Origin of the sequence: Nonomuraea jiangxiensis (assembly GCF_900099965.1) — a bacterium.
In the GTDB taxonomy this organism is placed as follows: domain Bacteria; phylum Actinomycetota; class Actinomycetes; order Streptosporangiales; family Streptosporangiaceae; genus Nonomuraea; species Nonomuraea jiangxiensis.
The window spans coordinates 147,324-174,240 of the sequence record NZ_FNDJ01000022.1; the positions used below are offsets into that span (position 1 = coordinate 147,324).

Here is a 26,917-nt window from a genome sequence, read left to right on the forward strand (position 1 = left end):
TGGTCGCATCATGCTCTGACCAGGCCAACGATTCCACGTTCGTGTAATGGACACCTCGATCAATCGGCAAGAACAATTCTCAGGGGCCGAGCGGGCTACGGCCACCCGGTACACACCAACTGATACGGCACTGCAGGAGTCCACGAACAACTCATGATGATGAACATAGCCATGGCAGGTGCACTGGCCCTGTCTTTGCTCACCGGCGCGCAGGCGGTCGAGACCATGGCGCCACATCGGATCGCGGCGGATTCCGTACGCCTCTATGACACCGTCACCGGTGAGCCATTCGTTCCGCGGGGCGCCAACTATGTCCGGCTCGTAGGCGCACACGGTGGCGCCTATCATTCCACCTTCGAGCCGGGACGATATGCCCCGGAAGATGCCCAGGCCATGCTCAACAGCATGAAAGACTCCGGCTACAACACGGTACGCGTGTTCATCGACACGGGTGACGGCTACTACACCAACGGTTTGGCCACCAACCCCGGCCCTGACGGCCTCAACCAAGAATACCTGGATAATGTCACAGACTTCGTCAGTCGCGCGGCCGCCCGCAACATTTACGTACTGCCTGTCCTCTCGAATTGGCCGGTAAGCCAGTACTACAAGGACATCCTCGACGCCACCGACAACGGGCACTACAATCCCAACGTGTCCGGCAACAACCAGTGGTTCATGGATTCCGGTTTCATCGCAGCGAAGAAAGCGTACCTGAAGAACTTCATTCTCGGGCTCAAGAGCCGCTTGGGTGCAGGCATCTCCGCGATTCTCGCGTATGAGACCGAGAACGAGGCGTTCTGGGATGCGGCCCAGAAGCCGTTCAGTATGTCCACCGGCTCAGTGACCGGCCCGGACGGCTTGACCTACGACATGTCCAAGCCGGCTCAACGCCAGCAGGCCGCCGACGCCAGCATGGTCGTCTACCAGAACGCCGCTGCCGACGGTGTGCACGACGCCGATCCGGAGGCCATGGTGACCATCGGTTTCTTCACCAACAAGGCCGTGGGCAAGTCCGGGTATGGTGGGTTCCCCACTCGCTGCGAGTCCAATTGCGAGGGGGGCCTCAAGTATCTGTATCCGGGCCGCCCGGCATCGATCGCGGCATGGAGCAAGACCGATTTCCTGGACATTCATGTCTACCCCGCGGGTGTCAATGACTCGCTGGCGACCAACCTTGCAACGGTGGAGGTCTCCGAGTTCGCGAAACCGTACGTGATGGCCGAGTTCGGCGCGTACAAGCCCGATTACAACAACGACATCAACGCGGCCTCCTACGACATGCGGGAAAAGCAGATACAGTCCTGCTCGATCGGGCACGGTGCAAAGGGCTGGCTGTTCTGGACCTACGACACCGACGTGGTGAACCCCGATCTGGCGAGCCAGGGCGACTTCTTTTCCCTTGTCGATCAGCATAATGTCATCGATTGGCAGCTCGCTCCCAACATGAGGCGAGATCCGTGCACGTCCGGGCCATCGCCTATCGGCCGCCCAAAACGGCCGATCCCGACCGCGACATTCACAGCCCACTGACCGCGCAGTCCAACCCTGCAATGCCTGAACTGCATGCCGGAGAATGAGGGCGTCCGGCTTCACGGGCGGCCTCCTCTCGTTCGAGGAGCCGCCCAATGGGACGTCGACGGCGTGCGGAATGCATCCCGCGCCCAAGAACGCTCAGCACCCCATGCGCCTCGGGGGACTTTGACCTGTTGCCGGGCCCGCTATTGACGATGGGCCGACCGCTTCACCGCTTCACCGAACCCGGAGGCCGACTGGTGTGGGTCTCACCCGCGCTGCCGGGCGCTACTCACGACGTGATCGCCGCTCGGACGGTCGGCCTGGCCGGCGCCTTGACCAGCGCCGGCGTGAAGACCTTCTCCGACAAGGGCGGGCGGCACGATCCGCACATCCTTCAAGCGGCATCGCCATCGTCCCTGGTCGTCACACGCACACCGCGCCCACGCCCGACGTGCCGTCGCGGACTCGGGTACGAGTCACTTCATGAAGGCACCGGCTCAGGGGCGGATGAACTCCGGCTGGTCGAGGACGCGCAACCAGCTGCCGTCCGGCTGGCGACGTACGACCTGCGCCCGCGCGCCGGCGCCGTCCTTCGGCGGCGTCGAGGTGAGCGCGATGTCGCCGCTGATCAGCGTAGGCAGCGGCTCCTCGAGCTCGAAGTGGGGCCGGTTGACGAGCACCTTCTCCCACAACGCCTGAATGGCCGCCCGTCCCACCGTCTGACTTCCTGGCGGGAAGGCCATCACGGCGTCCTCCTCGTACAGCGCCGCGACCCCTTCGGCGTCCCCGGCGTTTGAGCGCTCGACGAACAGACGGGTGATGTCTTCGGGCCTCATAGCCTTCGTTCGCTCTGGCACCTCTAATCGCCTCCTCGCAATTGATGCCACTTCCATACAAGGATCGCCCGAGCCGGCCAGAAGTCAGACAGGCTGCTGCTTCTTGTCACAGCCAGAACCAGACCATGCGGCACTGCTGTAGCCGGGTACTACCAGCCGGCATGCGCTGAATGGCAGCGCGGCCCGCGCTGGCCCGTGGTGATTCTGCCTGCCAGGCGATCGATGTGTCCATTGCCCGAAAGTGGAATATCGGGCCCGGCGAGGGCGCGGTAAGCCTGGTGGAGCGGCCGAGGTCGGCGCCAGGGATCGTTCGTAGCGACCAAGCACCGTGCCCCGGTCGGTGCCTCGTGTGCCCGCGCCCCGGCGTCACCTCTCCGGCGAGCGCGGCGCGGATTCTGACGGATGCCATGACGGTCGTGGTCCGTGGGATGGAGCGTAGTGATCATGAGCCGCACTACTGGCTGCCATGAGGAATCACCTGTTGCTCGGCCTACGGCTGTCCCTCATGCTTGGAGGGTCGGCGCTCTGCCGACCGGACCGTTTACAGCGAGGCCTGTCTCACCGATGAAGATTCGGTCCATCGATGGTCTGCGCTCGCTCATGGGGGCGAGGAAGTTCATTGGGGGCGGGGCATGGTGATGCGCGGAGCATCGTGGTGCTGGTTGTCGAGTTGTTCGCCGATCGCGAGTTCACGACTGCCGAATTGGCCTGTGAACAACCCAACGAGAATATCGCTGCTTTCCGCTTCGCGAACGGCCTGATCCGGCGGAATACACCACTGTCGTCGTGGAAGTCCTACCCAATGCCCATGGCTAACGGTGACCTGTGGCGATGTCGTATCTGTGCGTCGACGAGTTACGGTTCCCCACCGCCCCCAGGACCGCCCGTTGCGAGGAGTTCGGTGTCGGTATGACCCGCCACAGGGAAAGAGAGACTGAGGCTTGATTCGTGACGTCAAGGATGCGGCTCCATTGGAGCTCGCTGACTACCGTGACATGTTCGCCGTTCTCGACAGCGTTGCCGACGCGGTCGCGCACGAGCATTTCTTCGAGCTGCTCCGAGAGTCACTGGCTTCCCGCCTGGGCTGGGCCGACTCCATGATTGTCGACATTCCTGCCGAGCTTGGCGATTTTCCGCGGCGTGAGATTGCTATGGACCATTTTCACACCAACCGTTCCCCCAGGTACCTGGAGGAGTATCTAGACCGCTGGTATATGCGAAACCCATTTAAGTCGGCTAGCGCCAACCTGCTGCTCGACCGCCGCAGCCATGTCTCACTGCGCGATCTCAGGACCGGCTCGACGACCGATGAATGGGCCTTCGTCGAAGGCTACCTGCACAAGCATCGCATCGCTGACGTGCTCAACAGTCGCATCGTGGGCAGCGGCGGAGCGGCACTCCTGTGTGTCTACTTCAATGATGAAAGCGATTTGCTCGAACGCGACCACCTGCTGATGGCGCACCTGAGCCGGCAGCTCGGGCCGTGGCTTGATCGGCATTTCTCCTGCCTGCCCACCGCCGGTGTATCTCCGACACTTTCGGGTCGGGAAAAGCAAATCGCGCAACTGGTGGCCAGCGGACTGAGCAATGCGCAGATCGCCCAGCGTCTGCACATCACCATCGATACCGTGAAAAAGCATCTCACACATGCAATGTCGAAAACTGGTTGCGCAAATCGTACGCAACTCGCCCTTCTCTTCATAGGTGCACACATCTGATCAGAGGGATGATACGGCGCCTCCCCCAGCGAACCAGGCACGGCCGACGCCCAGTCCAGCCCGCCGGCCAACTCCGCGCCACCGCCCCCCCACCTCGCGGTCAAGGCGATCGTACGGCACTGATACGGCTCGGTCGGCGCGGGCAGCGGCCCCGGAATGTCTGCCGCTCGCACCCGACAGTCGCGCACCTCAACCGCCGAACCCGAGCCGCACCACCACCCGCTGCCCGCCAAACGGAGGTCAGCCAGGTGCCGCTCCACATTCCGTCAGAGCGGGCTGCCGCAGCGACCGCATCCCCGGCAATTCGAGTATTCGGTGTGTAACACGACCAATGGTTCAGGTAGCCTCGCTCCTCGATGTGGGAAAGTATCGACTTGCAAGAGGTCCGTGCGTTCCTCATGGTCGCGGCCGAACTGCACTTCGGCCGGGCAGCCGAGCGGATGTGCCTGACCCAGTCACGTGTGAGTCAGCTGGTCAGGAGCCTTGAGGGACGCCTCGGCAGCCAGCTGTTCGATCGCAACAGCAGACGTGTACAGCTGACCCCCCTCGGCACCTACCTACATGACCGGCTCGAACCGGCGTACGGCGCGCTGCGCGCGGCGCTGGACGACACCAGGAACATGATGACCGGCACAGCGGGGACGGTCAGGGTCGGCGTGGTGTTGCAGTCCTCGGCAGGACCACACCTGCTGAGCCTGGTGCGAATATTCGAGCAGCGCTATCCACAGTGCACCGTGCACCTCGTTGAACTCACGTACCGCACCGAGCCCTACGAGCTACTGCGCGGGGGTGAGTTCGACATGCTCGCGATCCGGCTACCCGCGCCGGATGACGCTGGCTTGATGGTGGGACCGGTTCTTTCGACGGATAGCCGGATCCTGATCGTGGCGAAGGACCATCCGCTGGCTGGGCGGGAGTCGGTCACCCTGAACGATGTCGCGGACTATGCGACGCTCGATGTCCCAACAGCACCGAAGGAGGTGCGCGACGAGATTTTTCCTCCGCGGGCGCCGAACGGACGGCCGATCAGACGGACTGTCGCGGTGAACTCGGTCGGCGAGGCGCTGACGCACGCCGCCAGGGGCACGGTGGTGTATCCGACCGTTGGCTTGATCCTCCGCTACTACCAGCATCCGGACGTGGTGTCCGTGCCGATCGTGGGAGCCCCTCCGTCGAGGGCGGGGCTGGTGTGGCGAACCGGGCAGCTTTCCGTTGCCGCACAGGCTTTTGCCGACGTCGTCGCCGAGGAACTACCTCGGCTCCTCGGCAACGACTCCTGACCTCCCCCGGACGCCAGTTCATCCGCGCCGGGCGGTGCCGGGCCCCTGGAGAAAAGCATGATGGGCGCCCATTTCGGCGCAGCACGCTCGGGCTGTGCCACACCGAGGCTCCTACGACACCCGACCCCATGATCCATAGAAGACTGGCACACCATCGGGATGTACGCTTCCACGGCTCCCGCCACCTCCTCATCGAGCAGGGCGTGAACATCCGGGTAGTGCAGGAGGCTCTCGGTCACACTTGGGTGACCGCCACCGAGCGCTACACCCACACATCCACACCCCTCATACGCGACACAGGCAAGCGCCTGGCCTCCGCACTCTGGGCAAACTCGTAGCCGTTGCGACCAGCGCCGCAACTATGACGCCCTCGAAGATCATAAAGGTCCTCCCCCCGGGTTCAAGGGAGAGGGCGTTCTACCTGCGGAGGATCGGGGATTTGAACCCCGGATGAGCGGTAAACCCAAACCGCATTTGTAACTCGGCAGGAGGCAGCGACCGCCACACGTGAGATAACCGAAGAGGTGGCCATGTTCGGAGGAGGTAGCTGAGATCAGCAGCCAAGCGGGTCAGCTCCTCCCCGGCTTCGAGGACGAAGACGGACCTGGCGGACCAAGCCGTGTCATCCAAGTCGAGTCCGGGAGCCCGCAAAGTCACACCCAGCGACACATGACCGCGCCCATCATGCCGAGCATCAAGCGCAAGCTCGCGCTCCAAGGATGTCCAGGTGCGGACACCGTTCCACCCTCGCCACTCGACTACGAGCCCCTCCATGAAGCCGGACAGGGTGCAAACCGGGTTGGCATAGAGTCCATCAATCTTGGCGACCGTCGACGCGGTCAAACCGTCGTCATGCAGTTCCGTCGCGACGGTGTACACGTAGCCATCACCATATGGATCCTGTGGAGGATGGACGACCCACCGCCCTCCGCCTGGGGTGTGCAGGACGAATGTTCACTCATGATGGCTCTCAGTATGCACATTCCTCGAACCGCAACCGGCAGGCGCAAACCGAGAGTGCCGGCTTAGAAGTGGACGGCGATTATTGGCTTTCACGGCGCTCTGACCTGGTGCTTCGAGTGCCGTCTCGTCCCTGCCGAGGGCAGGCGTTCCACGTATAGTTCGGATCTTGATAGCGCTTCCGGGAAAAGGGCTGGGACACTGTGTGACATGAGCAAGACCAAGCGCCCGCTCGCACGTGAGCTGTTCCCCAATCTCATTACGGAGCTCGTCGCGTGTCTGAGAGAAGAAGGGGAGGAGAATCTCGCCGTCTCCGCCTGGGACATCCGATTTTACGAGGAGTGCGGATGCGGTGATGACTTCTGCCAGAGCTTCTATACGGCCGAGCGTCCGGATGGAGCGTACGGTCCCGGGCACAGATGCGTGCCGCTGATTCCATCCAAAGGCGATCTGATCCTTGACGTCGTTGAGGGGCGGATCATGTTCGTGGAGGTCTTGTATTACCCGAAGCTGTCACGCTCGGCAAGTTGAGGCCATCAGCTCGGGAAGTCTTTCCGGATCTTGCCGCTGAGCTCAGAAAACCGTGACCTACTGGGGAGCCGGTGAAGCGCTTGTGATTCCCCCTGGCTCCCGCTTGATCGCCCTACGATCGGGAACGCAATAGGCATGCGCGCCCACTGGCGACGGTTTTACAGCGCGTGACCGTTGTTGTCTCTACCTAGGTCTTGACCTGCGACGCCGCCTCGTCGGTTCACCTTAAACAGGATCGTTGCACGTATGTTGTACGACTCGGTTTTAGATGACCGACGGCCGGTGAGGATCGATGTAGTCGATCTCCTTCTCATCGAAGAGCGATTCCAACGCTTCCAGGCCAACGTTCATGAGTAGGTCGCGTTCAGCCGCGGTGATCGGCAGAAGCCAGAGGATGCGAGTGTGGCCGCCATCCCACGCGCAGACTTCGAAGTCCGGACCGAAGGGGTAAGGAAGGCTGATCAGGTACCGGTCACACGCCGAGTCTGCAACCCACGGCCGGCCGATCGGGACGACATGGCTGTGGCCGAGGCGCTGATGAGGACCAGCGTGGTAGTAGGCGACCATGGTCATCGACTCGAGGTGCTGCCAGTCGTCGGTCTGTGCGGTGAGGACAAACTCCAAGCCGTGTCCGTCCGGCAATGTGATGTCAGCACATCCTGAGCTCACGTAGGTCCAACCGCTGAACCTTGGCCCCGGCCCAATACGGAAGATCCGGAAACCCGGGATCCGCTCCTCAACGGGGCCGGCGACCCCAGGTAGAGACGCGACCCGATGCCCCTGGAAGAAATTCTCCAGGTGACTCAGCATTGCGTCATCGGCCACAGCCACATCATTCCTCTCAGTGCGTAGTCGCTCTCACCAGCCCAACGACGGAGATCAGCCACGTTCTCCGGTGAGCCATGGTGAGCAACGAACCCTGGGTTGTCGATCGCCCCCAAGCACGTACGCCGGCCGGCCACGTCGTGGCGATCGTAAGGGCTGTATCTGTGCGGCGGCGCGGCAACCCAACCGAAGGGGTCGGTTGGTACGGCGCGACTGGCGAGCGGTGCCCGGCCCGGTGTCCCGCCGCCGTCCGGGACCGGCCCCCAGGCCGCACGCCTGGACGGCGGGCGGGCGGAGGGCCGGGGGTACAGCGCCGCGCCGCGCCGCCGCTTGATACCTGAGCGCAATTCGGCAAAGTTTCCCTGCCCTCTGCTCGACTTACCTCCACACCGCTCGACTTTGCCGGGCTGCGAAGGCATCGGCGCCCCTTCTCACCCAACAGCAGCTGCACCAACAAACACTGCCCTCAGGAGAACCTGGTTGTCTGAGCCTGGGTTCGACGCACGCCGAGCACATCTTGAGCGAGACGTGGCCAGGTCCAAGAGGAACGGCGCCCGCTGGTCAGTGGCGCTCGCACTCGGGCCGAATTGCAAGCCGGGCTGCAGCCGGTCCGGCCATGTCTGCTACAGGCGGCCCTGCCTCAAGGACTGCACCGGCCACGCGGACAAGTGCCGAAAGCGCACCGGCGGCGGCCCGGTCTTCGGCCAGCGCAAGGGCAAGAGCAAGCTCACTCTCCAATGCCCGCCCGAACTCCTCGCCCAGCTCAAGGCACACCGCGAGAGGCAGGGCTCCGAGCTGGAGAAGGCCAGAGACCGATGGGAAGATCACGATATGGTGTGCGCCACCAAGTACGGCACTCCCATCGAGCGCACCGAGGACTGGAAGGTCTGGAAGGCCATCCTCAAGCAGGCCGCCGTCAGAGACGTTCGAGTACACGACGCTCGGCACACCGCCGCGACGCTCCTCATAGAGCAGGGCGTGAACATCCGCGTCGTGCAGCAGGTCCTCGGCCACACCCGAGTGACGACCACCGAGCGCTACGCCCACGTATCCACACCCCTGATGCGCGACGCCGGGGAACGGCTCGCCTCCGCTCGCTGGGGAAATCCGTAGGCGTTGCAACTAGCACTGCAACTATGACGCCCTTGAAGATCAAAAGGCCCTTCCCTCAGACTCGGGGAAGGGCCCTCTCACGTGCGGAGGATCGGGGATTTGAACCCCGGATGGGCGGTAAACCCAAACCGCATTAGCAGCTAGGAGGCCTGTCGTTCCAGGACGTTCAACGTGGACCGATGTGGTCTGACGGTCACCCTGGAACGAGCTGGTACGGCGTGGAACTGCAACCCAAACTGCAACCCATGACGATCTTTGTCCGGACAGCGAGAAATCGCCTCCTGATCATCCGTCTGCCGTTGACCGGCCCTGGTCTGCTCACCTCGTCCCCCAGCCGATGGCGAGTGGGATGAACAGGCGCCGCCTCAACCACTGACGCCTTGTTCAAGTGGGCACCTTTGCCCGCATCCGGGGTCGGAGTGCCTCCCTAGTGTTCTGCTGCTTATGGCGACGTGGCGGATGTGTGTCGCCAGACGTATCGGACACTTCGCCTCGGCCACTGACCACTAAACGGGGTCTTCCTGATCATCCCGGAGTTGAGTCCCCGATGGGGGCTGTCGTCGGGGCGTTGCTCAACAATGGCCATCGCGACGGCGGCAATCATGAACCCCACGCCGGCAATTGCGAAGATCTGCATTACCTCACGGATCGGCTGTGTTGGGGACCCGCCCTCTATCGCGCCGCATGATCTGAAAGCCGCCAGCAGGAGGAAGACAGTTCCTAGCACCAGGAAGGTCCGACGGCCGGTCATCATGAGAGCCGATGGTACTGCAAAGACAGGGCCAACCTGGGCCTTTTGGTGGGCGGAGCCTAAGTAGGATGCCTGACTTCCTGCTTGCAAATCGGTCTGATCTTCGAGTATCACGGCCTCGACCTGGGCGACCGGCAGTCCGCCAGTGACCGTGACTGACCTCTGTTGGCCGCCCTTAATGGCACGCTAATGGCACGGCGATCACGTGTGTGGTCACGGGGTCTGTTCTGCCGGACCTCTGTTCTACGGTGTGCGGTCACCATATTTTTCGATGATCGAACTGAGCGAGCGTGAGCCTGCCGGCGTCTCCTGCACCGGTGGATGTGGTGAGGTGACGCCAGTGTGTACGGATCGCATCCATTCGTCGTCGACCACAGCCTGGCATAGCGCTTCGGCGGTGATGAGCGTGGCGAGACCATAACTGTTCTCCCAGGTCTCCCGACCCGCTGGGCTGGCAGCGATCCATCGCTCGACACTGGCGAGATCAGGAACTGGATACCAGTCCCATTCACTCATGTCGAACTTGACCACCAGGCCGCTTTCCGTCCAATACGAGACCAACGCTGGGGCTTCATCGATCCATACAGCGCTCAGGCAGGGGCCATACTGCGCCAGAATGGGAAGAGCTCCCTCGGTGACGGAATCGACGCGGTAGTCCATGATGACGGTGCCGTTGCCGAGGCGCCCGATGAGCATGTCGATGTCGTCTGCGAGCAAGCGTGCCGGCTGAGTGCTCTCGGGTGAGATGTCGTACGCCGCCAGGACGTCGTCAATCTTGGTGGCGGAACACCATGTCAAGTCGACGACCAGCTGGGTTCGCAGGCGAAACCACTCTTTGTAGGTTGAGTCGATCATGAACGTTTCCTTTCAGCTGACACCGCCATGGGCCACGCTCAATGATCTTTGCGCATCCGAGTGCCGTCCGCCGCCGAACCGCGATCAGCCACGTTGTTCGGTGAGCCAGGGTGAGGAACGAACCCTGGATCGTCGATCGCCCCCAAGCACATACGGTGGCCGGCCATGCAGTGGCGATCGTAGGGCTGCATCTGTGCGGCGGCGTGGCAACCCCGGTCGGTGCGTTCGGTCTGTACGGCGCGGCGGGCGTGCGGTGCCCGGCCCGGTGTGCCGCCGCCGTCCGGGACCGGCCCCCAGGCCGCACGCCCGGACGGCGGGCGGGCGGAGGGCCGGGGTACGGCGGCGCGCCGCGCCGCCGCCTTGATCCCTATGAGATCAATTCGGCAAAGGTCGACGCGTTGATACGCGGCGACACAGGCGAGGTTCTCAGAGACCGTCCGCCTTCGGGCACGAGCGTGGAGTCGAGAGCCAAGCGATCTACACCCGCTCCTAGATCGAACTCCATTGGATCGGTCCACCAAATTGGGTTGGCACGATAGACCTTAAAGACGATTCGGATACTTAATGTCTAGTTATCCCGATTCTCGATGCGCATGATGGGATGGATCGAGCCGCGGCGAGTCGCACCCTTGCCGCAACACTTCCGCAAAACTTGCTACAATGTCCCCTCTTTGCTAGACCTGGCCTCAGAGGTGTCAATCATGTCAAAAAACGTCGCAGCACAGATTAGCGATGAGCTGGTTGGTCCCATCAAGAAGGTATTGAGCGCTGCCTATCGCACCACCGAAGGAACGGACCAGGCAGTGATAGACCGATTCATTGAGCCTCGCGTCGGGTTGCTCGATCAACTTATGTCAGGAGCTAATCACCTTATTGAAGGTCGCCGAGGGACAGGCAAGAGCACTGTTCTGCAAGTACTCAGGCAGCGTGCACTGGATGCAAGCATTCCGGTAGCTTTTGTTGATATGGAAAAGCACAAGCATAGGAACTATCCCGATGTGCTCGTGGAACTCTTGATCGATGTTCTCAACGAATTAAAGCCTGAGGTTCCATGGTGGGCCGTCATCGGGGAACGGCGGACGGTAAAAACCGAGTTCAATCGAGTCATCAGAGAACTTAACTTGATTCTCAGTGATCCTGAGTCAATCAATCGTGAGGTGAAACGTAGCGGCAATACCTCCAAAGGATTCAAAGCAACCGCGACAGCATCGGGTAATGGGGCAATCTCCGGCTCTGCATCAGCCAGCGGAGAAGCGGCACAGGAGTGGGCGGAGACGGGAACTCTTGCTTATACTAAAATACAGCGATTGCGCGATCTAGCACCTCGCCTAAGTAGAATGCTAAGTACGCTCGTCAAGGCAACACCCGCAGAGAAATCGATCATTTTTATTGACGACTTCTACTATATCAACACCAACGATCAACCCCATGTTCTCGATTACCTGCATCAGGTATGTAAGGGTACTTCTGTCTGGATCAAGATATGCGGCGTTGGCAGCAGAATACGCCCTTACGCTGACGGTAACCCTCCAGTTGGAATGGAGCCGGGCAATGACGTCATCCGACTTAGTCTTGACGTCACACTCGAAAACTTCGTAACAGCCAAACGGTTCCTGGAGCAGGTAATGGAAGGAATACTTGCGCCGCTAAAATTGGACATTAACTCTATCCTCACAAGTGGAGCCCGCGATAGAATCATTCTGGCGAGTGGCGGAGCAGTGGCGCGGGATTATATCAATCTCGTGGACGACGCGTTGGATATTGCTCTCCAAGAGGCAATACAGGGCAGTCCGCGAAAGACCCAAGGGGCATCGAGTTTCCGCATTGGGACCGAAGATATTATGCAGGCGGCCAGTCGGCGGCTGGACAAAAAGGAAGAAGAAGACCTAGCCACCGATGCACATGAGAACTACAGCGCCCTCAGGGTGCGCTGGAATCACATTCGAAAGTTCTCGCAAAGCCGAGACAATACTAAGTTCGTGCTTTTTAAGCAAGAAGACCTCGGGCAAACTGCTTGGGGTGCCGAAGTCCAGCAACTACTTAATCTGCGGCTCCTTCACCGCATTGCCACCGCCGTCCCAAACACGTCCGGGTGGCGAGGAATAAAAACGGTAGTTGTCATGATTGATCTCGCCAATAGTGCTCGCCAGCGGCTCAATCAAGATGTCATTCCTTTCTGGACTAAACAAGCGGAAATGGATCGTCTGCGCCGCGCGGAATGGGTATATACCCCCGATTTCGATGCCGACGAGGCCGCCGAGTCTGATAGCCAGCCCAAGGAAAGAGAGGCGCCTGCTAGGCGTCAGCGTACCTCCAAGCAAAGTCCTGGCCAATCGTCTCTTTTTGATGAATAGGTCGCGGTTGATATACGAGCCGCCCTCTCCCTTGGACGCGAGTGTTTATTTGCCTCGCTGAGGAATCCGCTAGCCGAGATCTGTGCGTATGCTTTCACTGGTCACAACCGGCCAGAGAGCCGCAGCGTGGCCAGTGACCGACCGACGCCCAGCAGAGGAACCGCAGGCGGCCTGCCTTTGATGATGCACATAAGGCCCACATACATGGGGCTCCGGCATAACACGATGTCGGTGTCTGAGCTCTCGGCTGGAAGCCATGTACCCAGGATGTATAAGACGGTAGTTTCGCTGTGTGGCTGATGACGCTGAGCTGACGCGCTGGGTCGTGCATGGGGAACGGCTGATCTACGACAACCGGTGGATTCGGCTGGGGCTGGCCGATGTAGAGATCCCGGGCGGGGAGCGGTTCGAACATCACGTAGTTCATCTGGATCGGGCCGCGATCGCCGTCGTACTGGATGAGCAGGATCGGGTCTTGCTGATGTGGCGGCATCGGTTCGTGTTCGATCGGTGGGGGTGGGAGCTTCCCGGCGGGTTGGTCGAAGCCGGTGAGGATCCGATGGCGACCGCTATCCGGGAGGTGGAGGAGGAGACCGGGTATCGGCCGAAGAACGTCGAGCACCTGGTGAGCTATCAACCGATGGCCGGCATGGTGAATGCAGAGCACATGCTGTTTGTGGGGCGCGGGGCCGAGCTGGTGGGCAAGCCCGAGGGTGAGGTGGAGGCCGACCGGCTTGAATGGGTCCCTATGAGCGAGATCCCGGGCATGATTGCCCGCGGGGACATCTGGACGTCGGGAACCTTGATCGGGCTGCTTCAGGCTCAGGTGTGGCTCAACGGCCGAGGGCGCGGTTGACGGCTTTCGACAGTTCGTCGATGCGGCGGCGCTGTCTGCGACTGCCGGTCATGGTGGCCAGTTGCTGAGCGCGTTGGATGTGGGGTTGGGCGGCTTCGGGGTCGCCGACGGCCAGGAGGGCATGGCCGAGGTCGCAGCGGACGCCGGATTCGGCTCTGTTGTAGGTGCCGTCCATGCCGGCGAGGGCCGAGCGGAGGTCTTCGGCAGTGTCGGGGTCGCCGAAACGTACGAGGCAGTTGCCGCGCCAGCGGGCTATGTGGTGGGCGTTGATGGACAGGTACGGCATTTCCGGGTCGCCGTCTCCATCGGGGAGAAGGGCGGCGGCCTGGTCGAGAGCCGTGCGGCAGGTTGTCTCGTCACCGAGGATGGCGGCGGCTTCTGCTTCAGCGGCTGAGAGCCAGGTGCGCAGGCGGGCCAGTACGTGGCCGCCGTGCTGCTCGTGAACATGCTGTTGGAGTTCGGTGGCTTCGGCGGGGCGGCCGAGCTCCATGAGGACGTACGCCTGTTCGCCAGAGACATAGGCCAGCAGGGCCGCGTCGTCAGCCTCGTACGCGGCGGCCTTGGCGCGCTCGTAGTGCGTCCAGGCGTCGTTGAGTGCCAGGGTGTTGATGGCCTGCCATCCCGCGAGTGAGGCGGTTTCGGCGAGTAGGTGGGCCAGTTGGGCGCGTAGGCCAGGGCGGATGGCGTGGCGGTGGGCTCGCTGGATCTGGGCCATCTGGGCGTGCATCTTGTCGGCGATGGCGGGACCTCCGAGGCGGCGGTCCAGCAGGCGCAGGTTGTTCGTGTCGGTGCGCAGGATCATGACCGTGGTGGGGTCGACGACTGCGGCGGCGTCCAGGCGGTTGATGAGTTCGGTGGTTTGTTCTTCGTGTTCGTCGTCGTGGTCGCCGGTAGGTGAGGCGATGTCGAGCGGGGCCAGGCCAAGAAGCATGCGGGCGTGGTCGGGCAGGCGTAGGCCAGAGGCGATGCGCTCGATGACGGCGAGTTCTTTGATCGTTCCGTTGCCGCGCAGGATGGCGTTGACGCGGGGCTGACCGAGGCCGGTGGCGGTGCCGATGCGGACCTGACTCGCGCCGTATTTGACCGCAAGAGCGAAAAGTCCGGCAATGTCGCGCTCTCTGAGAATTTCCCGGGTTTGTTCCTGCTCCCAGACGGCGGCGGGTAGCTCAATTGGGTCGAACGCGCCATTCTGCATTGCTGACCTCCGGCTTTGTCATTCCCGGATGATGCATTGCCGTGTGGCGGAGCCTATATCCCATCGTCGTATATCAGCGTGGGATAGGTAAGGAAGGTATCGGCAACCATGCTGTCCGGCATGACAACGCCAGTCAGATGCACAGAGTGCGACGGACGGGGCTGGAAGATCGTCACCCGACGTGGCCACGTAGCGGCTTCAGGGCTGGGTCTGGCGGCATCCGCCCAAGAGGACTGCCTGCACTGCCCGGGGCCGGTGGAGACGCCGCAGGAGCGGTTCGAGTGGGAAGTCCGCATCACCTCGGAGCAGGGCGACGCCTTGGGACCGTGCGGGTCCTCTGCCTTCCAGGCCACCGCGATGGATGAGCTGCGCAAGGCGATGCGAGGCATGCCGGGTGACGCTTCTATTCGGGGCAGCATCGTGCACAGAGTCTTCGACTTCGGCGCGGGTTCGGAAGGCTGGTCAAGCCGGTCATATCTTCCGCGCATATCTCGATCCGGCGGGTTCCGTACTATTTGAGCGGGTCGCCAAATGATCGCGCCCATGATGATCAGTACGGATCCCCTCCGGTCGGCCGAACTCCTTCAAGAGGCTTTGCGGCACGACGGAATCAAGGCCGATGTCCATGACGGTTATGGACTGGCGCTGGTTTCGGTCTGGGTGGACCTGATCGTATGGTGCGACGGTGAGCGCTTTTGGTGGCGTACCGGATGGAATGCCGAACGCCGGCGGGTCATCTATGCATGGCATCCGGCGTCTGATCCTTGCCGAGCGGCTCGTCGTATCGCGATGCGGTATGCCGAGGTACGCGCTCAGCAAGGCGCTCCTGGCTTCCATGCAGTGGGCCCGTATATGGCGCCTTCTGCGGAGCCACAGTGAGCGGGGTATGGGAGAGGGTCGGGTGTCGAGCCGCCATAATGTGCCTGGACCACAGCCCTCTCTCAACGCGGGTCTACCGCTCCCTACTGCTTGGTCTCGAAGGCGTGGTGGCGTCGCTGCTACGCAACGGCCAGCTCGCCCTGCTGAAACTGGACGACTCCTATTACCTACCGGAAGGAACCCGGCGCTGGGCCGTGTCCTGGGATGACCTGTACGTGGGTGAACCGGCATGGATCCCGGACGACCCACCTGCCCCAACGTATGTGGCGGGCCTCTCTACAGACCGCCGCAACGCACTGCAGCACGCCGTGCTGTTTGGAGCAAGCAGGGCGGTGTGCTCGTCGCCGGTCCGGCCGTTGCCGTTCTGTGGCTGGTCGATGCCCTTCGCACCTAACGTGCCTCATGCGTGCCCGAAGTGCGTCACGCTGATCAACGGTTCCTGATCGGTACGAAATCACGGCCGAGATGCCTGCGCTTCTGAAGGGTCCTGACAAACGCATCCTCGACCGGTACTGTACTTATGCGCACAAGTGCAAGAGTGAACGGGCGGTTGAGATGGGCATGGAATTCGCCCCACCCAAATACGCGCAGGTCATGCGGACGATCCAAGAGCGGATCGAATCGGGCGAGTACGCCCCGGGTGACATGCTGCCCTCCGAGACTCAGCTGGTGCGCGAACTCGGAGTCGGCCGGACCACAGTCGTGCGCGCCCTTCAGACCCTAGCCATGCAAGGGTGGATCGAACGCGAACACGGCCGCGGGTCGTTCGTCAAAGGCCGTCCCCAGAACGCGGCCGAGATCGTACGCCCGAGCCTGGCCACGACCGAGCAGGGCGAGAACGCCGATGCCGTACTGGAGGCTGGGCGCGTACCAGCTCCCCGCCATGTCGCGCGGCTACTAGGTGTCGCCGAGGGAACTCCGCTTATCGTGCGGAAGAGGGTAGCACGGCAGGCCGATGTGATCTCGGCGGTGGAGACCATTTGGCTACCACTTGAGCATGCGATCGGCACCGACCTGGACAAACCGGAACCCCTGCGACACGGCATTCGTCAGCATCTTCAGGCCGTCAAGCACCTGCGTTTCGACCACATCACCGAGCGGCTCCGTGCACGCACCCCTACCCCTGAAGAAGCCGAGTTGCTCGGGTCGGCCAACCCGGTCCTTGGGGTCCTGGCAACCGTGCATGACCCAGCCGGCGATGTGCTGATGGTGGTGAGCCTCGCCCTGCCTGGGAGCCTGCACGAGCTCGAAGATGTCTTCAAGGTGAGCTAACTCTTACTCGCCACTTACCTCTCAATCACTTGTGCGGACGAGTTGCGATCACTTAGTCTCAACTCATGCGGACAAGTGGACGAGCGAATGAACGACTCTCCGCCGCTATCGAGAGGAACAACATGGCAATCCAGGGACCCATCCCCGTCACCTACACCATGGTCTTTCCGCACGGCTGCTACATCGTCGGCGAGGTCGAGCCCGTCAAGGACTTCGACGCCTCGTCCAACGGCCGGTTCGTGCAGTCCCGCGACAAGCAGACCGCAGAGCTGGTCTGGCAGGTCGCGGTCATGGACGGTGACCCGACCCTCAAGCCCGCCCAGAAGACGGTGGCGGTCAAGATCCTCGCGCCGGTCCAGCCGGTGCCACCGCAGCCGATGCCGGGGCTGCCGTTCACGCCGGTCGAGTTCGACGGCATCACGGTTACGCCTTACGTCAACGCCGCCGGTCGCCTAGCGTACTCGATCAAGGTCCGTGAGATGCACGCACCGCGACAGACCACCCAGCCCGCCCAGAGCAAGGCTTCGGCAGGAAAGGACGCCGCCCGATGACCCGTCGCCGTACCCCGCGCAACAGCGTGATCCGGCTGACCACCGGGCACGCCGCCCGCACCATGAACCACCCGTTCACCCGCCGTGAGCCCGTCCTGGCGCTCGACTTTGGCGCCACCTCCGTCCTGGTCACCACAAGCGGGCCGGTGACGGTGGAGGACCTGGAGTTCGCGCGCCAGCTCGCCCGCGAGGCCCACCGCTTCGCCCGCTCCCTGGAGCGCAGCTTCTACGGCCTGTCCGATGGTAAGGGGGTCGCGGCGTGAGTCTCGGGCCGTACACCTACGTCACTCTGTCCCTGCGACCGGAATCCACGCCGCACGTCGGTGTGTCCTTCCAGACGCCCGGCCTCAAGGTCCGCGCCGGACTCCTGCTCAGCAGCCCGCGGCCGTACCTGGAGTTCACCTCCCACGAGGCCAACGTGCACATCTCCACCACCGGGGCCGGGCCGGTCACCGACGCCGATCTGGCCATCGCCCGCGAGATCTTCAACGCCGCCGCTCGCTACCTGGCCGACTGCGAGCAGCTACACACCGAACAGTCGGCCACCAAGGACGCCACCGACCCGGCGGCCTGACCTATGAGGCGGGGCCGCTGGAAGCGGCAACTTCCGGCGGCCCCTCGGTTCTCCCCTGACTCATCACGAGAGGTTCCCAGCTTATGTTCAAGCGGCTGCCTGGTGATGAGGCGCGCAACCTCGTCTCCACCACGCCCGACACGGCCGTCGTCTTCCGACCGGCCGTCGTCAAGACTCCTGCTGTCATCACGATCGTCATCTTCGCTTGTCGGATGCTCGCCGGACTCGTCCGTACGATCTGGCGCCACCCCATCGCGTCCATCATCCCGGTAGCCCTCGGCGCTGCCTGGTACTTCTACGGCTGGCCGCTGGCGGCATCCCTGCTCGGCACTGTCGTCCTGGTCCTGGTCTCGTGGGCGTTCATCGATCGAGTGTCCTTCGCCCGGCTGATCGGCTACCGATTGCTGGCCTGGTGGCGGCTCGTCTGGATCTACCGGCGGCACTGGCAACCCGTCATGATCGTCACCGGTCTCGGCCGTCACATCCGGGGCCGCGATTACCTGCCCACTCTCGGCAAGGTCACCTGCACCTCGTGGGCCGACCTGGTCACCGTGCGCATGCTCAAGGGACAAGCGGTCAAGGACTGGGCTGACCGCACCGACCACCTGGCCCAAGGGTTCGGCGCGAAGTCGTGCCGGGTGGCCCTATCCCGGGCCGGTCGGTTGACGCTGACCTTCCCGCGCAGCGATCCACTCGCCTCGCCCCTGCCAGCGCTCGCCATACCGGAGGAGCCGACAGTAGGGCCCGTCGAGATCGGCAAAGCGGAGAATGGGCGGCCGTGGCGGCTCAAGCTGCACGGCACCCATGTCCTCGTCGCGGGCGCGACCGGAGCCGGCAAGGGATCGATCATCTGGTCCGTCATCCGCGCCCTGCTCACTGCCGTCAGCGCGGGCCTGGTCGAGTTGTGGGCGCTGGACCCCAAACTCATGGAACTATCCTACGGCCGGGCACTCTTCGGCACCCGGTACGCGGCCACCCCCGAAGAGTGCGCCGACCTGCTGGACGAGGCCGTCTGCGTCATGCAGAAACGAGCTACTCGGTTCGCCGGTCTCCAGCGCTCCCACACACCCACCGTCGATGATCCGTTCGTCCTGGTCGTGGTCGATGAGGTGGCGTTCCTGACCGCTTACCAGTCCGATCGGCAGCTCACGCATCTCCGCCGCGCTGGCCACGCTGACCACCCAGGGGCGCGCGGTGGGCGTCGGTGTCCTGGCCGCCTTGCAGGATCCGCGCAAAGAGGTCATGAACATCCGCAACCTGTTCCCCGACAAGATCGCCCTCCGGCTGGATGAGTCGGAACAGGTGGACATGGTCCTCGGCGACGGTGCACGTGATCGAGGCGCCCTCGCTGATCACATTTCACCCATCCCCGAGATCGGCGCGGGCGTCGGCTACGTCCGGCTGGAAGCCAGCCCCGAACCCATCCGGGTGCGCGCTGCCTACGTCTCCGATGCCGACATCTGCGCCATGGTCGACGCCTTCGTCCCGCACGGCGGTGCGGCATGAAGATCTGCTTCCACGGCACGGCCGACGAAATCAGCCTGGTCGCAGGCCGCCCGCTTCTGGTCCTGCTGACCGCTCACGACCTGCCCCACATGCGGGTCTTCGAGCTCTACCACCCCCGCATCCAGGCTCACCCGCACCGAGAGCACTACCGGCTCTGCGCCCGGCTGGCCGAAACAACCGACGAGGGGAGGACCGCATGACCCATCCTCACGATCGCGCTCTCCCCCGGGCTGTCCGCCTGGCCATGCCGATGGCCCGGGACGTGCTCAAAGAGGTCGCCAAGCTTCACGGGGTCTGCATCAGGCCCATCCCTCTGCGGCGGCTCGACATCGTCACCGGCAAGTCGGAGATCATCGACGTTCCGTGCGGGGCCGTCCTCGACAGCAAGTGCCCGCCGTGTGCCAAGCGCAACCGGCAGCTCCGCATGGCCCAATGCCGCGAGGGCTGGCACCTCGACAACGAACCCACGATCACGCCCGACGAACCGAACGAAGAGCAGCGCTGGCTGGTCGAGTTCCGCGCCGACATGCAGGCCAGACGAGATGCCGCCGAAGAGGCCGGCGACGACACGACCGACCTGGACGCTGTCCTGTCCGGCCTCGATGACGAGATCAACGCCGCTGGGATGCGAGGCAGCGTCACCGGATCCGCGGTGCCCAAGCGCACTCGATCAACCCGGCGGCGGCAGGACGCACCCGACCTGCCCAAGCGCAAGATGACCAACACCACCCTTGGACGCACCTTCACCAGCTCCGACGGCAAGACCTACCGGCCGTCGCTCTTCGTCACGCTCACCCTGCCCAGCTACGGCAAGGTCCGTGACGGCGTCCCGATCGATCCCGACACCTACGACTACCGGCGCGCCGCCCGGGACGCGCTGCACTTCTCCAAGCTCGTGGACCGGTTCGTGCAGAACCTACGCCGGGTCGCGGGCTATGACGTGCAGTACTTCGCGGCCGTCGAACCTCAGAAGCGGCTCGCCCCGCACCTGCACATGGCCATCCGGGGCACCCTGCCGCGTGCGGAGATCAAGCAGATAGCCGCGGCCACCTATCACCAGGTGTGGTGGCCCTCGACCGACCATGTGCGCTTCGACGGTGATCATCTGCCCGTATGGCAGGACGGGACCGGCTACCTCGACCCGAGCACCGGTGAGGTCCTGCCCACGTGGGACGAGGCCCTCGACGCTCTGGATGAGGATGCCGAGCCTCTACACGTTCTCCGCTTCGGCGAACAAGTCGATGTCCAAGGGGTCCTCGCCGGAACCCCGGACGCCGATCAGTGCATCCGGTATCTGTCCAAGTATCTGACCAAGTCCATCGGCGAGACCCTCGATGGTGGCAAGGCCCAGCGTGAGCACGCCGCGCGCATGCTCGACGCTCTCCGCTACGAGCCGTGCTCGCCGGCATGCCCGAACTGGCTGCGCTACGGCGTACAGCCCAAGAACGCCAAGGCGGGGATGGCTCCTGGTCGGTGCCGCTCCAAGGCGCACAAGCCCGAACACCTCGGCTACGCCGGACGCCGGGTCCTGGTCTCCCGTAAGTGGTCCAACAAGACCCTCGCCGAACACAAGCAGGACCGCCGCACCTGGGTCCTGGAAGCTCTCGGCCAAGCCGACGAACCAACCGACCCACACCGCTACATCTGGCGGTCCGTACCGGCCGGAGACGCCAACGTGCCACCACTCGCCATGCGGCTGCTCCGCTCCGTCCACGAACGCCAACGCTGGCGAGCCCACCTCAGAGAACTGGAAGCCAGAGCAGCAGGACAAGAACTTTCGGCAATTCGAGGGGAGGCAGCTTGATGGAGCGCCTGTTCTACCGTCCCAAGGATGCGGCAACCGTTCTCGGCATGAGCCGCACGGCCGTATTCCGGCTCATCAAGTCGGGCGAACTCCGATCGATCAAGCACGACGGATACCGGCTGATCCCGGCAGCCGCACTCGTGGACTATGCCCGTGCCCTTGAGACTCGGGCGTCCGTGGAGGTGGCGTGATGACCGCTAGAAAGCCGAACGGGCGTTCATCGATCTTCCTCGGCAAAGACGGTTTGTGGCACGGCTGGGTCACGGTCGGCATCAAGCCGGATGGGTCACCTGATCGCCGCCACCGTAAGGGCAAGACAGAGGCGGAGGTGACACGCAAGGTCCGCGAGCTGGAAAGCCAGCGAGAGTCAGGGCGCGTGAATAAGGCGGGCCGTGCTCCGACCGTCGCCGAATGGATGGCGGAGTTCCTCGACGTGATCTGCGCGCGCCTGGTCCTCTCCGAGAAAATGGCGCCGCGCACGCTGACGGACTACCGATCCAAGACGAGGAATTGGATCGTGCCTCTCCTCGGCAAGCATCGCCTCGACCGCCTCACTCCCGAGCACCTCGATACCGCGTACACGACGATGCTTGAAGAGGGCCTCTCCTCCAGCAGCGTGCTCAAGGTCCACCGCATCCTGTCCCGTGCCCTGACGATCGCGGTTCGGCGGGGTCGCATCACCCGCAACGTGGCCACATTGATCGATGCACCCTCGACCACCACAACGGAGATCGAGCCCCTGACAGGAGAGGAAGCACGGCAAATCCTCGCTGTCGCCAAGACCAAGCGGAACGGTGCCCGCTGGTCGGTCGCTCTGGCCCTTGGTATCCGACAGGGCGAAGCACTCGGACTCCGCTGGTCCTACATCGACTTGGCGACGGGAGAGATCAAGGCGTGGGTTCCAGATCCAGCGGTCGGAGTACGAGCATGGCTGCAGCGATCCACACGCCTGTGGAGAGAAGTGGCACCGGAAGGCATGCAAGAAGAACTGCAGGGATCACCAGCACGACCCCGGCTGCAAGCCGGACTGCAAGAAGCGCTCCCACCGCTGCGTGAAGCGCCCCTGCCTCAAGGACTGCACCAGTCATGCCGACAAGTGCTCAAAGCGGACCGGCGGCGGTCTCGTCTTCCGGCAACGCAAGGGCAAGAGCAGGCTCACCCTCCAGTGCCCTCCGGCGCTCCTGGCCCTTCTACGAGCCCACAAGAAGCTCCAGACCGCCGAACGGCTTATGGCCGGGGATAAGTGGACCGATCACGATCTTGTCTTCACCACGCACCTCGGCGGACCGATCGAACGTACAGAGGACTGGAAGCAGTGGAAGTCCATCCTCAGACAGGCCGGCGTACGAGATGTCCGGGTCCACGACGCCCGCCACACCGCCGCGACCCTCCTGATCGAGCAAGGCGTCCACATCCGCGTCGTACAGGAGATCCTCGGTCACACCCGCGTGACGACCACAGATCGCTACACCCACGTGGCCACGCTCCAGATGAAGGACGCCAGCAACCGCATGGACCAGGCTCTCTGGGGCACGCCCTGACGGGCAACTGCAACCCGAACTGCAACCCTGACGCCCGCAGAGATCAAAAAGGCCCTTTCCCCAAGACTCGGGAAAGGGCCCTTCACGTGCGGAGGATCGGGGATTTGAACCCCGGATGGGCGGTAAACCCAAACCGCATTAGCAGTGCGGCGCCATAGACCTGACTAGGCGAATCCTCCTGGAAGCCAGCGCGGCTCAGCACAGCGTACCGGCCTTCTGCCGAGGCGGCAAAGCGATTGCGCCCCCAGCCTTCACCAAGAGTTATCAACAGCCTGTGGGTAACCGCCTGTGGATGAAGCCCGCCCGAGCTAGGGCGGGCTTTCCGGGTGTGGATAACGTCGAAGCTGTGGATAACCGGGCCGCACTAGGCGGCCGGGTTCGCCTCGCCCTCGACCTCGATCTTGACCTTCCGGCCGACCAGGACGCCGCCGGTCTCCAGGGCCTGGTTCCAGGTGAGGCCGAAGTCCTCGCGGTCGAACTCCGCGCTGATCGAGAAGCCCCAGACCGCCTGGCCCCAGGGGTTCGTGCCGGCGCCGCCGTACTCGACCGTGAGCTCGACCTGCTTGGTGACGTCGCGGATGGTCAGGTCACCGACGACGGTGAACTCGTCGCCGGAGTGCTTGACCACGCGGGCGTTCCGGAAGGTGATCTCCGGGAACTTGTCGACCGACAGGAAGTCGTCGCTGCGCAGGTGGTTGTCCCGGTCGGGCATGCCGGTCTCGATGCTGGCCGTCTGGATCGTGAGCTCGGCGGTGGACTCGAGCGGGTTCTCGGCGATCGTGACCGAGCCCGTGAAGCCGCCGAAGCTGCCGCGGACCTTGCTGACCATCATGTGCTTGACGACGAAACCGACCCGGGTGTGGGCAACGTCTAGGTTGTAGGTGCCGGCGGCGGGGACGGTCAGGGACTCCCAGGTACGGGTGCTCATTGGGGTTCTCCTCAGCAGAAGGTTGTAGTGCGGATGTCTGCGGCAACAACTGTCTACACGAGGAATATTCCCCCCGTCAACTTTCGTCGGTTAGGGTATGAACGTGCTGAATATTGACGACTCCCGGCTGACGGCCATCGGCTTGCTGAGCGAGGCGTACACGAGTTTGATGGCCAAGTTCCAGCCGGCACTGAGCGCGGCGGGGTTGTCGGAGATCGACTTCGAGACCGTCATCCGGCTCGCGCGCTCACCCGAGCAGCGGCTGCGGATGAGCGATCTGGCGGCGCAGACGAGCCTGTCCACCAGCGGCGTCACCAGGGTGGTCGATCGGCTGGAACGCGAAGGGCTGGTCCGGCGCCAGGCCTGCTCGAGCGACCGCAGGGCCTCCTACGCGGTGCTCACCGAGGCCGGGCTGGAGCGGCTGGAGTCCGTGGTGCCGCAGCATCTTCAGGACATCGAGGAGTGGTTCACCGGGCTGCTGGGGGCCGCGGAGCTGGAAACCTTCCTGACCTCCCTGCGGAAGATCAGAGATGTCGTACGGCCCTGCGCCACCGCCGGCGCCGTCGACCTCTCAGCGGAGACCCCCGGCGTCACGTCTGAAGCCCCAGCGCGCTCCTGAGCTTGGCCATCGCCCGGGACACCGTGCTCTTGACCGTGCCGACGCTGATCCCGAGCGTCCTGGCGATCTCCGGCTCCGTCATGTCCTCGTAGTACCGCAGCACGATCGCCGCCCGCATCCGCTCCGGCAGCTCGTCCAGCGCCTGCTCCAGCAGCTCGTGAACGTCACCGGCCACGTCCTGGGCCGCCACCGTCGTGACCTCGGGCAGTTCGTCCGACGGGTACTCCTCAAGCTTGCGCCGCCGCCACTGCGAGATGTTGATGTTGACCATGGCCCGCCGCACATAGCCGTCCAGCGCGCCGCGGTCCTCGATGCGGTCCCAGGCCAGGTACGTCTTGGTGAGCGCGTTCTGCAGCAGATCCTCGGCGTCCAGCGGGTGCCCCGTGAGCTGGTGGGCGGCACGCAGCAGCGCGGGCCCGCGGGCCCGTACGTATTCGCGGAACTCGTCTTCCCGGCCGGTGGTCTGCATCGTGGCCAGAATCGCAGCCTGATGCCCTATTGAGCCTGAACACGAATTCAGGTTTCGGCCCGCCGAGGATAAAGGTAGGCCAAGGTCGGTGGCGGTTTCTTCGACGCCGGAGGTGAGTTCACTTCCTGGGGGATGCGTATTTTGCTCCCTTCTGCGGGGATACGGTGTGAGCCACCCCCTCAGTCGTGTGACCCTAGTACCCGACGAGGGAGGGGCTGATGGGGTATCCGAGCGTGGGGCGCCGCCGGGTGCTCGCCGCGGCAGCGCTGGGCCGCGAACCCGGCGTCCCCGGCCCTGACCCGGCCAACGGCGAACCTTTACGCGCCATCGCCGGCGAGATCCTGGACATCAGCCCCCATCTCATCCTCATCGAGACTCCCGGCGGCACCGAGGAACGGCTCGTGATCGCGCCGTGGGCCACCGCCTGGAACGGCGCCGCCGTGCCACCCGCCGACCTGCCCGTGGGTTCCATGGTCATCATGCGGGCCCTGCGCGCCGGCCGCGTGATCGAACGAATCTGGGCCGACACCACCCGCATCACCGGAACGATCCTGTCGATTCAAGGACGTAAAGACCTGACTGTCGAACTCGACTGCGGTCCCCATCGCGGCCATCGCACGATCGTCATCCCCTACCGGGCGTCGGGGCGGCTGCAGGTGCGCCATCCCAAGTTCGAGCCCGGTTACCTGTTCGACGCGATCGGGATCAGGCGGGACGGGGCCGGGCTGGCCCTGCTGCCCGCGACCTCGCAGCCGCCCTACCCGGCGCGCGCCGTGCCCGCCTCGCCGCCGGCGTACGCGGGCACGCAGTCGCGCATTTCCGGCACGGCCACGTGGTCGGACACGTTCGACGAGGAGGAGCGGGGCGCGGCCTATCCGATGCTGGAACGTTCTGACACCGGCTGTTCCGAGGCCGGGGCCTCGTGCGCGGGCCTGCCGTACCTTTCCATCGGTTCGCTGCTCCAGGTCAGGAACCTGTGCTCCGACCGCACCGCCAACGTGCCGGTGGTGGCCTGCGGGTGCGTGGCCGGGCACTTCTGCGACCGCTGCGTCGAGTGCGACACGTCGCCGCGCGGGCGGATCGCGGAGCTGTCGCCGTTCAGCTACGTGGAGCTGGGCGGCGACCTGGTCAAAGGGTGCTTCAACGCTCAGATCGGATTGGGGTGACACACGTGCTGGAATCGCAGCTCCCGCTCCTGATCCTGCTGCTCCTGCTGGGCACCGGGGCCAAGGTGGGCACGGTGTGCTCCGGCGGTGAGCCGGGGGCGCTGTCCCGGCTGGGGCCGGCGGTGCTGGTGCCGGGGCGCATGCAGGCCCCGGCGCTGCTGATCTGCGCGGCCACCGAGGTGGCGCTGGCGGCGGGGCTGCTGCTCACGACTCATCCGTTCTTCCGGTGGGGTACGGTCGCCTTCTTCGCGCTGTCCACGTACGTGCTGGTCGAGCTGCGCAGGCGGCGGCCGGACGCGGGCTGCGGCTGCTTCGGCGAGGTGAGCTCGGCGCCGGTCGGGCTGCGTTCGATCGGCCGGACCGTGGTGCTGACCGGGATGGCCGGGGTCTCGGTGTGGGCGCCGGTGCCGGGCTGGGCGGCCGTGTTCGAGCCGTCCTGGCTGACGGGCGCCGGGCTGGTCGTGCTCGCGGCGCTGTCGCCGGAGATCGAGGAGCTGATCGATCGCGTACGGTTCCGCGCGCCCTGCGAGCAACGCCGCGGCCCCGCCGAGTCGGCCACCCTGGCCAGGCTGAGGTCGAGCGGCACCTGGCGGGCCCACCGGGATGAGCTGGCCTCGGCCGAGCCGTACGACAGCTGGCGCGAGCTGTGCTGGCGCTTCTTCGCCTTCCGCAACCACCGGCAGGACGACGTGGTCTTCGCGGTCTTTCTCAGCGGGCGGCGCCCGGCGGTGCGGGTGGCCGTGGTGAGCGCGGAGGACAGCGAGCCTCTGGAGAAATATACGGGCGTATCGGCCTGAGGCTAGAGAGCGTTAGATT

At 64.0% G+C, this 26,917-nt stretch carries 28 protein-coding genes, 1 tRNA gene and 2 pseudogenes; 23 read left to right on the forward strand and 8 right to left on the reverse strand.

What is annotated here, in order from left to right:
• Positions 1-153: 153 nt before the first annotated feature.
• A complete protein-coding gene (locus BLS95_RS38330) occupies positions 154-1,533 on the forward strand; it encodes a cellulase family glycosylhydrolase (RefSeq protein ID WP_090943364.1) in 1,380 nt (459 codons plus the stop codon).
• A 227-nt stretch (positions 1,534-1,760) separates the two neighbouring features.
• Positions 1,761-1,983: pseudogene (locus tag BLS95_RS59945) on the forward strand (IS5/IS1182 family transposase); the annotation flags it as partial.
• Positions 1,984-2,015: 32 nt separating this feature from the next.
• Here BLS95_RS59945 and BLS95_RS38340 read toward each other — a convergent pair.
• Positions 2,016-2,354 (reverse strand): YybH family protein, encoded by a 339-nt coding sequence (locus BLS95_RS38340; protein WP_090943367.1) that lies wholly within the window; start codon positions 2,352-2,354, stop codon positions 2,016-2,018.
• Between the two features lie 941 nt (positions 2,355-3,295).
• Between BLS95_RS38340 and BLS95_RS38345 the strand changes: the two genes are divergently transcribed.
• The 3 genes from BLS95_RS38345 to BLS95_RS59950 all read left to right on the forward strand — a co-directional run bounded on the left by BLS95_RS38345 (position 3,296) and on the right by BLS95_RS59950 (position 5,690).
• The gene (locus BLS95_RS38345; RefSeq protein ID WP_143044022.1) at positions 3,296-4,072 is read left to right on the forward strand and encodes a helix-turn-helix transcriptional regulator; all 777 of its coding nucleotides are present in this window, start codon (positions 3,296-3,298) and stop codon (positions 4,070-4,072) included.
• Positions 4,073-4,428: 356 nt separating this feature from the next.
• Positions 4,429-5,352 carry a LysR family transcriptional regulator gene (locus tag BLS95_RS38350; protein WP_090943374.1) on the forward strand — a complete coding sequence of 308 codons (924 nt, stop codon included), beginning with the start codon at positions 4,429-4,431 and terminating at the stop codon, positions 5,350-5,352.
• Positions 5,353-5,480: 128 nt separating this feature from the next.
• Positions 5,481-5,690, forward strand: a complete 210-nt coding sequence (locus BLS95_RS59950) for a tyrosine-type recombinase/integrase (protein WP_090943377.1) — start codon at positions 5,481-5,483, stop codon at positions 5,688-5,690.
• Between the two features lie 79 nt (positions 5,691-5,769).
• Here BLS95_RS59950 and BLS95_RS59955 read toward each other — a convergent pair whose 3' ends face one another.
• Positions 5,770-6,297 (reverse strand): DUF6228 family protein, encoded by a 528-nt coding sequence (locus tag BLS95_RS59955; RefSeq protein WP_483869879.1) that lies wholly within the window; start codon positions 6,295-6,297, stop codon positions 5,770-5,772.
• A gap of 225 nt (positions 6,298-6,522) precedes the next feature.
• On the opposite strand from BLS95_RS59955, the gene BLS95_RS38365 reads away from it, so the two are divergent.
• Positions 6,523-6,843, forward strand: coding sequence for a hypothetical protein (locus tag BLS95_RS38365; protein ID WP_218136191.1), 321 nt, complete (start codon positions 6,523-6,525; stop codon positions 6,841-6,843).
• Between the two features lie 264 nt (positions 6,844-7,107).
• On the opposite strand, the gene BLS95_RS38370 is transcribed toward BLS95_RS38365, so the two are convergent.
• Complete coding sequence (locus tag BLS95_RS38370) at positions 7,108-7,668, reverse strand: suppressor of fused domain protein (protein ID WP_218136192.1); 561 nt, start codon at positions 7,666-7,668, stop codon at positions 7,108-7,110.
• Positions 7,669-8,196: 528 nt separating this feature from the next.
• Here BLS95_RS38370 and BLS95_RS56140 point away from each other — a divergent pair.
• Entirely contained in the window at positions 8,197-8,781 is a 585-nt protein-coding gene (locus BLS95_RS56140) for a tyrosine-type recombinase/integrase (RefSeq protein WP_176993604.1), read from the forward strand.
• Between the two features lie 994 nt (positions 8,782-9,775).
• On the opposite strand, the gene BLS95_RS38380 is transcribed toward BLS95_RS56140, so the two are convergent.
• Positions 9,776-10,387 (reverse strand): hypothetical protein, encoded by a 612-nt coding sequence (locus tag BLS95_RS38380; RefSeq protein ID WP_090943387.1) that lies wholly within the window; start codon positions 10,385-10,387, stop codon positions 9,776-9,778.
• Positions 10,388-11,088: 701 nt separating this feature from the next.
• Here BLS95_RS38380 and BLS95_RS54690 point away from each other — a divergent pair.
• Both BLS95_RS54690 and BLS95_RS38385 read left to right on the forward strand, forming a co-directional pair.
• On the forward strand, positions 11,089-12,741 hold the full coding sequence (locus BLS95_RS54690) for a hypothetical protein (protein ID WP_143044023.1): 1,653 nt from the start codon (positions 11,089-11,091) through the stop codon (positions 12,739-12,741).
• A 292-nt stretch (positions 12,742-13,033) separates the two neighbouring features.
• The gene (locus BLS95_RS38385; protein ID WP_090943389.1) at positions 13,034-13,597 is read left to right on the forward strand and encodes an NUDIX hydrolase; all 564 of its coding nucleotides are present in this window, start codon (positions 13,034-13,036) and stop codon (positions 13,595-13,597) included.
• Here BLS95_RS38385 and BLS95_RS38390 read toward each other — a convergent pair.
• Entirely contained in the window at positions 13,575-14,792 is a 1,218-nt protein-coding gene (locus BLS95_RS38390; protein ID WP_090943392.1) for an NsdA family TPR-like regulatory protein, read from the reverse strand. The two genes, BLS95_RS38385 and BLS95_RS38390, sit on opposite strands and share 23 nt — an antisense overlap.
• Before the next feature lie 983 nt (positions 14,793-15,775).
• Here BLS95_RS38390 and BLS95_RS54700 point away from each other — a divergent pair.
• The 11 genes and pseudogenes from BLS95_RS54700 (at position 15,776) to BLS95_RS57170 (ending at position 22,919) form a co-directional block, all read left to right on the forward strand.
• Positions 15,776-16,114, forward strand: a complete 339-nt coding sequence (locus BLS95_RS54700) for a hypothetical protein (protein ID WP_143044025.1) — start codon at positions 15,776-15,778, stop codon at positions 16,112-16,114.
• Positions 16,115-16,226: 112 nt separating this feature from the next.
• Positions 16,227-16,943, forward strand: coding sequence for a GntR family transcriptional regulator (locus BLS95_RS38400; RefSeq protein ID WP_090943394.1), 717 nt, complete (start codon positions 16,227-16,229; stop codon positions 16,941-16,943).
• 122 nt (positions 16,944-17,065) lie between these two features.
• Positions 17,066-17,494, forward strand: a complete 429-nt coding sequence (locus BLS95_RS38405) for a plasmid replication, integration and excision activator (protein WP_090943397.1) — start codon at positions 17,066-17,068, stop codon at positions 17,492-17,494.
• Positions 17,491-17,757: a hypothetical protein gene (locus BLS95_RS38410; protein WP_090943400.1), complete on the forward strand. Its 267-nt coding sequence runs from the start codon at positions 17,491-17,493 to the stop codon at positions 17,755-17,757. Before BLS95_RS38405 ends, BLS95_RS38410 begins: the two co-directional genes overlap by 4 nt.
• Positions 17,754-18,068 carry a hypothetical protein gene (locus tag BLS95_RS38415; RefSeq protein ID WP_090943403.1) on the forward strand — a complete coding sequence of 105 codons (315 nt, stop codon included), beginning with the start codon at positions 17,754-17,756 and terminating at the stop codon, positions 18,066-18,068. Before BLS95_RS38410 ends, BLS95_RS38415 begins: the two co-directional genes overlap by 4 nt.
• An 83-nt stretch (positions 18,069-18,151) precedes the next feature.
• Positions 18,152-19,574 (forward strand): annotated as a pseudogene (locus BLS95_RS38420) (FtsK/SpoIIIE domain-containing protein).
• Positions 19,571-19,774, forward strand: a complete 204-nt coding sequence (locus tag BLS95_RS56145; RefSeq protein WP_090943406.1) for a hypothetical protein — start codon at positions 19,571-19,573, stop codon at positions 19,772-19,774. Before BLS95_RS38420 ends, BLS95_RS56145 begins: the two are co-directional and overlap by 4 nt.
• A complete protein-coding gene (locus BLS95_RS38430) occupies positions 19,771-21,378 on the forward strand; it encodes a replication initiator (RefSeq protein WP_090943409.1) in 1,608 nt (535 codons plus the stop codon). The genes BLS95_RS56145 and BLS95_RS38430 overlap by 4 nt, the downstream gene beginning before the upstream one ends.
• Entirely contained in the window at positions 21,378-21,569 is a 192-nt protein-coding gene (locus tag BLS95_RS38435; RefSeq protein ID WP_090943412.1) for a helix-turn-helix domain-containing protein, read from the forward strand. Before BLS95_RS38430 ends, BLS95_RS38435 begins: the two co-directional genes overlap by 1 nt.
• The gene (locus BLS95_RS38440) at positions 21,569-22,621 is read left to right on the forward strand and encodes a tyrosine-type recombinase/integrase (RefSeq protein WP_218136193.1); all 1,053 of its coding nucleotides are present in this window, start codon (positions 21,569-21,571) and stop codon (positions 22,619-22,621) included. The genes BLS95_RS38435 and BLS95_RS38440 overlap by 1 nt, the downstream gene beginning before the upstream one ends.
• Complete coding sequence (locus BLS95_RS57170; protein ID WP_218136194.1) at positions 22,608-22,919, forward strand: tyrosine-type recombinase/integrase; 312 nt, start codon at positions 22,608-22,610, stop codon at positions 22,917-22,919. The genes BLS95_RS38440 and BLS95_RS57170 overlap by 14 nt, the downstream gene beginning before the upstream one ends.
• A gap of 89 nt (positions 22,920-23,008) precedes the next feature.
• Here the strand turns inward: BLS95_RS57170 and BLS95_RS38445 are convergent.
• Positions 23,009-23,098: transfer RNA gene (locus tag BLS95_RS38445), tRNA-Ser, on the reverse strand.
• 185 nt (positions 23,099-23,283) lie between these two features.
• Positions 23,284-23,847: a YceI family protein gene (locus BLS95_RS38450; RefSeq protein ID WP_090943415.1), complete on the reverse strand. Its 564-nt coding sequence runs from the start codon at positions 23,845-23,847 to the stop codon at positions 23,284-23,286.
• Between the two features lie 97 nt (positions 23,848-23,944).
• Between BLS95_RS38450 and BLS95_RS38455 the strand changes: the two genes are divergently transcribed.
• A complete protein-coding gene (locus BLS95_RS38455; protein ID WP_090943418.1) occupies positions 23,945-24,466 on the forward strand; it encodes a MarR family winged helix-turn-helix transcriptional regulator in 522 nt (173 codons plus the stop codon).
• Here BLS95_RS38455 and BLS95_RS38460 read toward each other — a convergent pair.
• The gene (locus BLS95_RS38460) at positions 24,438-24,935 is read right to left on the reverse strand and encodes a SigE family RNA polymerase sigma factor (protein WP_090943421.1); all 498 of its coding nucleotides are present in this window, start codon (positions 24,933-24,935) and stop codon (positions 24,438-24,440) included. The two genes, BLS95_RS38455 and BLS95_RS38460, sit on opposite strands and share 29 nt — an antisense overlap.
• 218 nt (positions 24,936-25,153) lie before the next feature.
• Here BLS95_RS38460 and BLS95_RS38465 point away from each other — a divergent pair, with 218 nt between their 5' ends.
• Positions 25,154-26,101, forward strand: coding sequence for a hypothetical protein (locus BLS95_RS38465; RefSeq protein WP_090943424.1), 948 nt, complete (start codon positions 25,154-25,156; stop codon positions 26,099-26,101).
• A gap of 5 nt (positions 26,102-26,106) precedes the next feature.
• A complete protein-coding gene (locus BLS95_RS38470; protein ID WP_245765536.1) occupies positions 26,107-26,898 on the forward strand; it encodes a MauE/DoxX family redox-associated membrane protein in 792 nt (263 codons plus the stop codon).
• Positions 26,899-26,917: the final 19 nt, after the last annotated feature.

Coding starts and splice junctions, on each gene's coding strand:
- BLS95_RS38330 (WP_090943364.1), top strand. CDS start 154: ATGATGATGAACATAGCCATGGCAGGTGCACTGGCCCTGTCTTTGCTC.
- BLS95_RS38340 (WP_090943367.1), bottom strand. CDS start 2,354: ATGAGGCCCGAAGACATCACCCGTCTGTTCGTCGAGCGCTCAAACGCC.
- BLS95_RS38350 (WP_090943374.1), top strand. CDS start 4,429: ATGTGGGAAAGTATCGACTTGCAAGAGGTCCGTGCGTTCCTCATGGTC.
- BLS95_RS59950 (WP_090943377.1), top strand. CDS start 5,481: ATGATCCATAGAAGACTGGCACACCATCGGGATGTACGCTTCCACGGC.
- BLS95_RS38365 (WP_218136191.1), top strand. CDS start 6,523: ATGAGCAAGACCAAGCGCCCGCTCGCACGTGAGCTGTTCCCCAATCTC.
- BLS95_RS38380 (WP_090943387.1), bottom strand. CDS start 10,387: ATGATCGACTCAACCTACAAAGAGTGGTTTCGCCTGCGAACCCAGCTG.
- BLS95_RS54690 (WP_143044023.1), top strand. CDS start 11,089: ATGTCAAAAAACGTCGCAGCACAGATTAGCGATGAGCTGGTTGGTCCC.
- BLS95_RS38390 (WP_090943392.1), bottom strand. CDS start 14,792: ATGCAGAATGGCGCGTTCGACCCAATTGAGCTACCCGCCGCCGTCTGG.
- BLS95_RS38400 (WP_090943394.1), top strand. CDS start 16,227: ATGGGCATGGAATTCGCCCCACCCAAATACGCGCAGGTCATGCGGACG.
- BLS95_RS38405 (WP_090943397.1), top strand. CDS start 17,066: ATGGCAATCCAGGGACCCATCCCCGTCACCTACACCATGGTCTTTCCG.
- BLS95_RS38410 (WP_090943400.1), top strand. CDS start 17,491: ATGACCCGTCGCCGTACCCCGCGCAACAGCGTGATCCGGCTGACCACC.
- BLS95_RS56145 (WP_090943406.1), top strand. CDS start 19,571: ATGAAGATCTGCTTCCACGGCACGGCCGACGAAATCAGCCTGGTCGCA.
- BLS95_RS38430 (WP_090943409.1), top strand. CDS start 19,771: ATGACCCATCCTCACGATCGCGCTCTCCCCCGGGCTGTCCGCCTGGCC.
- BLS95_RS38435 (WP_090943412.1), top strand. CDS start 21,378: ATGGAGCGCCTGTTCTACCGTCCCAAGGATGCGGCAACCGTTCTCGGC.
- BLS95_RS38440 (WP_218136193.1), top strand. CDS start 21,569: ATGACCGCTAGAAAGCCGAACGGGCGTTCATCGATCTTCCTCGGCAAA.
- BLS95_RS57170 (WP_218136194.1), top strand. CDS start 22,608: ATGGCCGGGGATAAGTGGACCGATCACGATCTTGTCTTCACCACGCAC.
- BLS95_RS38450 (WP_090943415.1), bottom strand. CDS start 23,847: ATGAGCACCCGTACCTGGGAGTCCCTGACCGTCCCCGCCGCCGGCACC.
- BLS95_RS38455 (WP_090943418.1), top strand. CDS start 23,945: ATGAACGTGCTGAATATTGACGACTCCCGGCTGACGGCCATCGGCTTG.
- BLS95_RS38460 (WP_090943421.1), bottom strand. CDS start 24,935: ATGCAGACCACCGGCCGGGAAGACGAGTTCCGCGAATACGTACGGGCC.
- BLS95_RS38465 (WP_090943424.1), top strand. CDS start 25,154: ATGGGGTATCCGAGCGTGGGGCGCCGCCGGGTGCTCGCCGCGGCAGCG.